Origin of the sequence: Stenotrophomonas sp. 3diitr2024 (genome assembly GCF_042136455.1) — a bacterium.
In the GTDB taxonomy this organism is placed as follows: domain Bacteria; phylum Pseudomonadota; class Gammaproteobacteria; order Xanthomonadales; family Xanthomonadaceae; genus Stenotrophomonas; species Stenotrophomonas sepilia.
Map to the genome: position 1 here is coordinate 1 of NZ_JBHHMJ010000247.1, position 6,801 is coordinate 6,801.

The 6,801-nt window shown below is 67.0% G+C and carries 4 protein-coding genes and 1 pseudogene; 2 read left to right on the top strand and 3 right to left on the bottom strand.

The genetic code is table 11. The features are described from left to right. Nucleotides 1–11 precede the first annotated feature (11 nt). A pseudogene (locus tag ABGA94_RS05680) lies at nucleotides 12–140 on the bottom strand (AraC family transcriptional regulator); the annotation flags it as partial. Nucleotides 141–258: 118 nt separating this feature from the next. Here ABGA94_RS05680 and aceK point away from each other — a divergent pair. Beyond that, nucleotides 259–1,989, top strand: a complete 1,731-nt coding sequence (gene aceK, locus ABGA94_RS05685) for a bifunctional isocitrate dehydrogenase kinase/phosphatase (protein WP_005419759.1) — start codon at nucleotides 259–261, stop codon at nucleotides 1,987–1,989. Between the two features lie 80 nt (nucleotides 1,990–2,069). Then, nucleotides 2,070–2,972 (top strand): energy transducer TonB, encoded by a 903-nt coding sequence (locus ABGA94_RS05690; RefSeq protein ID WP_138952281.1) that lies wholly within the window; start codon nucleotides 2,070–2,072, stop codon nucleotides 2,970–2,972. A gap of 39 nt (nucleotides 2,973–3,011) precedes the next feature. Here the strand turns inward: ABGA94_RS05690 and ABGA94_RS05695 are convergent, their stop codons facing one another. Further along, nucleotides 3,012–4,586, bottom strand: coding sequence for a sensor domain-containing diguanylate cyclase (locus tag ABGA94_RS05695; protein ID WP_005419756.1), 1,575 nt, complete (start codon nucleotides 4,584–4,586; stop codon nucleotides 3,012–3,014). A gap of 209 nt (nucleotides 4,587–4,795) precedes the next feature. Next, nucleotides 4,796–6,544 (bottom strand): transcription termination factor Rho, encoded by a 1,749-nt coding sequence (gene rho, locus ABGA94_RS05700; RefSeq protein WP_053498291.1) that lies wholly within the window; start codon nucleotides 6,542–6,544, stop codon nucleotides 4,796–4,798. Nucleotides 6,545–6,801: the final 257 nt, after the last annotated feature.

A 6,801-nucleotide genomic window follows, 5' to 3' on the forward strand; every position in this document is an offset into this window, starting at 1 on the left:
CAACGCCGGCTTCAGGCCGCGCTGCGCGGCATCTGCATGCCAGGCGCCGGTTGCAGCCCGCGCAGGCTGCCCGCCACCGACGACAACAGCGGCCGTTCGCGCCGTTTGTTGTTGACCTGCCGCCGATAGTTGGCCGGCGTCTGCATCGATCCATCGACGGTCCAGGTGCTGCCGGCCAGCGGCCGGCACTACCTTCGCACTCGACGCCATTGCACACGCCAGCGTATGGTGAAGCCGGTCCTCCCGGCTGAGTCCTGCATGTCCGAGCCTGATATCGATGCCGAGCTGGCGTCGCGCATCGCTGGCGCCATCCACGCTGGCTTCGAGCAGTACCACGCCCGCTTTGCGGCGATCACCGCTCGTGCGCGGCAGCGTTTCGAGCAGCGCGACTGGGCGGCTGCGCGCCAGGATGCAGTCGAGCGCATCGCGTTGTACGACCTGTGCATTGCCGAACAGATGGATGCACTGCGGCGCCTTGCCGGCGAAGCAATCGGGGAGCGCGCATTGTGGCTGCAGGTGCATGCACGCTACAGCGCATTGCTGCGGGGGCTGATCGATGCCGAACTATACAAGACCTTCTACAACACGCTGTCGCGGCGCTTGTTCTCCACCCGTGGCGTGGACCCGGCGCTGGAGTTCATCGCCTTTGACGTCGAGCCGTCCGATGCGATCACCCATCCGGTCGCGCGGCATACCTACGCGGTTTCACCGACGCGGCCGGTGGAGGCCCTGCAGCGCGTGCTGGCCGATTACCGCTTCGACATTCCGTATGCGCACCAGCTGCGCTGCGCGGCGGCCATCGCCGTGCGCCTGCAGGACGATCTGGCCCACTGGGGCGATACGCCGGTGCGCAGCATCGAGCTGCTCGACACCGTGTTCTATCGCGAGCGCCGCGCCTATCTGGTGGGCCGCGTGTTCGGCGAGCACCGCTTCTCACCCTGCGTGATCGCACTGGTCAACGATGAGCGTGGACTGCGTGCCGACGCGGTGCTGACCCGGCGCCGCGACGTCGCCCATCTGTTCGGCGTGTCTCGCAGCTATTTCCAGGCCGACCTAGCCACGGTGGGCGATGCGGTGGTGTTCCTGCGCAGCCTGCTGCCGGGCAAGCCCATCGATGAGATCTACACCGTGCTGGGCCGTGCCAAGCAAGGCAAGACCGAGCGCTACCGCACCTTCTTCCGCCACTTCAACGAACATCCGCAGGAGCGGCTGGTGCCCGCCGAAGGCACGCCGGGCATGGTCATGGCGGTGTTCACCCTGCCCAGCTATCCGCTGGTGTTCAAGCTGATCCGCGACCGCTTCGCCTGGCCCAAGGCGATGTCGCGGCGGCAGGTGGAAGAGAAGTACGCGCTGGTGTTCAACCTCGACCGTGTCGGCCGCCTGCTCGATGCGCAGCCGTATCGCCACCTGCGCTTCCCGCGCGATCGCTTCGCACCGGCCTTGCTGGAGGAGTTGCTGCAGCAATGCGCGCAGACCGTGCGGGTCGATGGCGACCATGTGGAAGTCGCACTGTGCTACGTGCAGCGCCGTTTCCGGCCATTGAATCTGTACCTGCGCGAGCAGGGTGGCGAGGCGGTGCGCGCAGCGGTACTCGACTATGCGCAGGCGATCACCGACATGGCGCGCAACAACATCTTCCCCGGCGACATGCTGCCGAAGAACTTCGGCGTATCGCGACATGGCCGGGCCGTGTTCTACGACTACGACGAGCTGTGCCTGGTCAGCGACTGCGTGTTCCGCGCATGGCCGCAGCCGCGTACGCCGGAGGAAGCCATGGCCGATGAACCCTGGTTCCATGTCGGTCCACGCGACGTGTTTCCCGAGCGCTTCGGCCCGTTCATGGGGCTGCCCGCCAGCGAACTGGCGGCGGTGAGGGAGCACTACCGGCACCTGTTCGATCCGGCGTGGTGGCAGGACCTGCAGGCGCGCTTCGCCGAGGGGAACTATCCGGATACGCCGCCCTACGCGGCGGCCCATCGCCTGGCCTGAACGGCGTGGCGTGAAGCACGTGCCGGTCCGGTCAGGACTGCGGTACGCTCGGTGCTCACTTCATCACCATGGATCCGGCAATGATGCGTTCCCCCCTGTTCCTTGCGCTGGCCCTGGCGTTCTCCGCAGGTGCCCCGCTGCTGCCATCCGAGGCCGTCGCCCAGAACGCGCGCGCCGTGCGCGCCACCGCCGAGATGAGCATGGCGCTGTCGGGCAGTATCGATGTGGCGGCCGACGGCTCGGTCAGCGCGCTGGTCCTGGACCAGCAGGCGATGCTCGCACCGGGTATTGCATCGTTCGTGGAAGGCACCATCCGTGGATGGCAGTTCGAGCCGACGCTGCGCGATGGCAAGCCGGTGGCGGTCCACGCACCACTGCGGGTGCGCCTGCGTGGCAAGGAGCAGGACGACGGCAGCTACCAGGTCAGCATGACCAGTGTCGACTTCAGTGAGTATGACCCGAAGGCTACCGATTCGGTGACCCGGAAGAACATGCCGCCACCGCGCTACCCCGAGGATGTCTTCCGCAGTGGCGGGCAGGGTGATGTGCTCCTGCTGGTCAAAGTGGCCCGCGACGGGACCGTGGCCGACGTCATTGCCGAACAGGTGAACATGACCGTGGTCGCGCCGGAGCGGACCCTGGCCAAGATGCGCGACCTGCTCGCCAAGGCCAGCATCAGCGGCGCCCGAAAGTGGACCTTCGTCCCGCCCACGACCGGCGAGAACAGCACGCGCGACTTCTGGACCGTACGCGTGCCGGTGAACTTCGCCCTGAACAGCGACACCGGCAGCAACGGCAATGCCCAGCCGGAGCGCTATGGCCGCTGGCGTGCCTACATCCCCGGCCCACGCCAGGCCGCACCGTGGCGCAAGCCGGATGCCGTCGAACAGGCGGGCAGTGATCTGCTGCCGGCCGGGGGCGTGTACATGGTCGATGGCACCCAGCGCGGCCTGCGCCTGCTGACACCGTTGGCGCAACGCTGAGCCCGGCGCGGTGAAGCGGTCGGCCAGGCCGGCCGCTTTTCAGTCCGCGTACGGGTAGACCACCACCCGGTTGCGGCCTTGTTCCTTGGCCATGTACAGGGCCTTGTCGGCCAGCCGCAGTGCCTGCTCGGCATCGACGTGGAAGCTGGGGAAGTGGGCCACGCCCAGTGACACGGTGATGGTGCCGACCGGCTCGAACGGATGATCGGCGATGTGCTGGCGCAGGCGCTCGCCGGCCTGGCGCGCAGAGTCGGTGCTGATGCCCGGCAACAGCAGCAGGAATTCCTCGCCGCCGGCACGGCAGAGGATGTCGCTGTCGCGCGAGTAGCGGCGCATCTGGTCGGCGATATGGACGATGGCGGCGTCGCCGACGTCATGGCCATGGCTGTCGTTGATCGATTTGAAGCGATCGATGTCCAGCGCCAGGATCGCGAACGGAATGCCCTGCACCTGCAGCGCATCCAGCGCCTGCTGCAGGCCGCGGCGATTGAGCAGGCCGGTCAGCGGATCGGTACGGTTGGCGCGGCTGAGCGTGCCGATGCGGTCCTGCAGCGCGTTGAAGCTGTGCAGCACGGCCTGCTTGAGCTGGGCCACCTCGAAGTACCAGGCACGGATGCCGCTGACGTGGCTGATCGCGTTGCCGGTGTCCTCGCCACCCTGCACGTTTCGCGCCAGCTGCCACAGCGGCATCGAGATGCGACGGGCGAACCACCAGGTGACCAGCAGTGACAGCAGGCCGAGCGGGATCGCATTCCAGATCACCGCGGTCATCAACCGTGACAATGGCTGCAGCGTGGCCTCGGTCGGCCGCTGGGCGATGATGCCCCAGCCGGTGGCCGGCACCGGTGCATAGCCGGCCAGCATCGATACGCCCAGGTTGTTGCGGACCTGCTGCGCACCGCGTTCACCGCGCACGACTGCCTTCACCGCCGGGTTGCCGACCACGTAGTCGCCGACCCGCTTGCCATCGGCGTGGTACAGCAGGCGGCCATTGCGGTCCACCACGTACAGGTACGAGCCGTCGCGGTAGTAGTGCTTGCCCAGCAGCGTGTGCAGCGCACTGCGCTGGCGCAGGTAGAGGGTGCCGCTGACGTAGCCGCGATAGCGGCCCTGGCGATCGAAGATCGGGTGCGACAGCGAGACCAGCAGCTTGCCGGTGGTCGACTGGTAGGGATCGCTGATCATCGGCTGGCGCGCGGCCAGTGCGGCGTTGTTGCCGGCGCTGTGCAGGATCTCGCCCTGCAGCTGCAGGGTCTGCGGCGAGGTGGCGATCACCAGGCCGTCGGCGTCGACCACCAGCGAGGAGTTGAAGCTGTTGGTCTGCAGCTGCAGCCGGCTGGCTTCATCCTGGGCCTGTGCCGGATCGAGATCATTCTGGCCGAGCCGGGTGGCGGCGTAGGCCAGCTCCTGCTGCGCGGCCAGCAGGAAATTCTGGGTGGTCTCGGCCAGTTTGGTGGCATAGACGCGGTTGGCCTCCAGCGTGTTGCCGACCAGCTGGTCGCGCTGCACGCGGTAACTGGCCAGCAGGGTATTGGCCAGGGCGATGATGGCGCTGAGCAGGGCCAGGGCGAGGATCAGCTTGCCCAGGTTGAGGCGGGGGGACAGCGTTCGCATGCGTCGACGGATCCGGCAGGAGGCTGGACCCGACCGGTTCTCCGGAAGGGGCGACAGCGGGAATCGGTGGCCACGCCCTTGGGGCCGGGCAGGGTATGGGGCGAATTATCGCCAAAAGTCAGCGGCGGCAAAGTGAAACAGGTCGCCCTGCAGGCAAAAAAAAACCTGCCGCAGTGGGCGGCAGGTTCTCTTCAATGCAATAGCGTGGATCAGCGCTTCATCGAACCGAAGAACTCGTCGTTGGACTTGGTGTTCTTCATCTTGTCCAGCAGGAATTCCATCGCGGCCATTTCATCCATCGGATGCAGCAGCTTGCGCAGGATCCAGATCTTCTGCAGCAGTTCCGGTTCGATCAGCAGGTCTTCGCGGCGGGTACCGGAACGGTTGATGTCGATGGCCGGGAACACGCGCTTTTCAGCGATACGACGGCTCAGGTGCACTTCGCTGTTGCCGGTGCCCTTGAACTCTTCGTAGATCACCTCGTCCATCTTCGAGCCGGTGTCGACCAGCGCGGTGGCGATGATGGTCAGGCTGCCGCCTTCTTCCACGTTGCGCGCGGCACCGAAGAAGCGCTTCGGGCGGTGCAGGGCGTTGGCGTCCACACCACCGGTCAGCACCTTGCCCGAGCTCGGCACCACGTTGTTGTAGGCGCGGGCCAGGCGGGTGATCGAGTCGAGCAGGATCACCACATCCTTCTTGTGCTCGACCAGGCGCTTGGCGCGCTCGATGACCATTTCGGCCACCTGCACGTGGCGCGCGGCCGGCTCGTCGAAGGTCGAGCTGATGACCTCGCCGCGCACGGTGCGCTGCATTTCGGTCACTTCTTCCGGGCGCTCGTCGATCAGCAGCACGATCAGGTGCACGTCCGGATGGTTGGTGGTGATGGCGGTGGCGACCTGCTGCATCATCATCGTCTTGCCGGCCTTCGGCTGCGACACGATGAGCGAGCGCTGGCCCTTGCCCTGCGGCGCCATCAGATCGAGGATGCGGCCGGTGATGTCTTCCGACGAACCGTTGCCACGCTCAAGGGTGAAGCGGCGGCGCGGGAACAGTGCGGTCAGGTTCTCGAACAGCACCTTGTTCTTCGACGCTTCGATCGGCTCGCCGTTGATGGTGTCGACGATGTTCAGCGCGAAGTAGCGCTCGCCGTCCTTCGGGAAGCGGATGCGGCCAGAGATGTGGTCGCCGGTGCGCAGGTTGAAGCGGCGGATCTGGCTGGGCGAGATGTAGGTGTCGTCCGGGCCGGCCAGATAGCTGGCTTCGGCAGCGCGCAGGAAACCGAAGCCATCCGGCAGGATTTCCAGCACACCATCGGCGGCGACGCCGTCACCGTGGCGGGTCAGCACCTTCAGCAGGGCGAAGATCACGTCCTGCTTGCGGGCACGGGCCACGCCTTCGGAGATCTGCAGCTGCTCGGCGATTTCCAGCAGCTTCTGTGCCGGCATGCGCTTGAGGTCGCTCAGCGAGTAGACCGGGAAGCCCTCGGGCACGTTGGCGTGCGGGCGCGGCACGAACGGCTGCTGTTCGCCGCCGTCATTGGACATGCCATCGTCGCGGAAGCGGTTGTTGCGGTCACGGTCGCGGCGGTTGCGGAAGCGGTCGCGTCGGTTGCCCTGACCTTGCCCCTGGCCCTGCTGGCCGTTCTGGTTGTACGGGTTCTGGCCCTGGTTCTGGCCACCCCCCTGGTGATTCTGCTGCCGCGGCTGGCCGGATTCGCGGCCCTCGCCACCCTCGCCACCGCCACTGCTGGCAGGGGCCTCGGCGGCGGGCGCGCTCGGCGCAGGTGCTGCGGCCGGCGCCGGTGCTTCGGGCGCGGCGGCCAGCGGCAGGGTCGGCTGCGCCGGAGCGGCGCTGGTTTCTGCGGCTGCCGGGGCGGCGGCCTTGCTCACGCGGGGCTTGCGCACGCGCTTTTCGGCGGGCGCATCAGCGCTGCCGGTTTCGGAAGTGTTATCGGACAAGAGCGTTATTCCTCGCTTGACGGTGCGAGCGCCCGGCTGGGGCGGCGAACGTTGGGAATGGGTCTGGAAGAAACTGCGTCCAGAGGGTGCGGCACGCGAACGCGGCCGGATATGCCGACACTATCATCGGCCTGCGGCGCCATGCAAGGGTCGCCGGGAACAGCATTCATCATGGGCGTGGTGCGCCCGCCGGCAGGATCAGGCCAGGGCCTTGTCCAGCAGGCCGGCCAGCTGGGCCTTGCCCACTGCACCGATCT